Origin of the sequence: Sedimentibacter sp. B4, assembly GCF_000309315.1 — a bacterium.
Classification (GTDB): domain Bacteria; phylum Bacillota; class Clostridia; order Tissierellales; family Sedimentibacteraceae; genus Sedimentibacter; species Sedimentibacter saalensis.
The window spans coordinates 1-586 of record NZ_CANG01000354.1 but is presented as its reverse complement, the minus strand read 5'-3'; the positions used below and the strand labels follow the sequence as shown (position 1 = coordinate 586).

Annotated in this window: 1 protein-coding gene; it reads left to right on the top strand. The window is 68.9% G+C overall.

Annotated elements, in window-relative coordinates; translation table 11 throughout:
• Positions 1 to 323 precede the first annotated feature (323 nt).
• Positions 324 to 586, top strand: a 263-nt coding sequence (locus BN358_RS23440; RefSeq protein ID WP_304412786.1) for a citrate/2-methylcitrate synthase, incomplete at its 3' end; no start/stop codon positions are given.

Below are 586 nucleotides of genomic sequence, written 5' to 3'. Positions count from 1 at the left end.
CCGCTCACCCATCCCGGCCACACGCCCTTGAGCACGTGGTCGTTGAACGCCAGGACGACGACGGCGACGATGAACCACGGCCGCCCCACCCAGGCGGCCCTACCCCGCAGCATGTGCTCACGCTACGGGCAGGGTCACCCCGCGCGGGACGCCCCCCGCCGAGCGCAACGGATTCGTTATCCGGGGGACGGGGCGGCGCTGGTGTGACCAACGACCGCGGCCCGATCGGACGGCGCGCATTAGCAGATCGACCCGTGGTGCGCTCGGGTTGCGGATGACCGAGACGCCCGCGCTGACCGGGGCGGAGTCTCTAGGGTGCGTGCATGGCAGACATCCTGCAGATCCGACGCCCGGCTTCGGGCACCGAGGCCGAACTGGCGATCACCGAGGCCACGATCAGGGCCACCGAGTTGCGCCAATTCGACATCGACGGCGAGCCACTGGCCACCTTCGACCCCGGCTTCATGAACACCGCGGCCTGCCACTCCTCGATCACCTACATCGACGGAGAGGCTGGCGTCCTCGAGTATCGGGGCTACCCGATCGCGGAGCTCGCAGAGCACTCCACCTACCTTGAGGTGGCCTA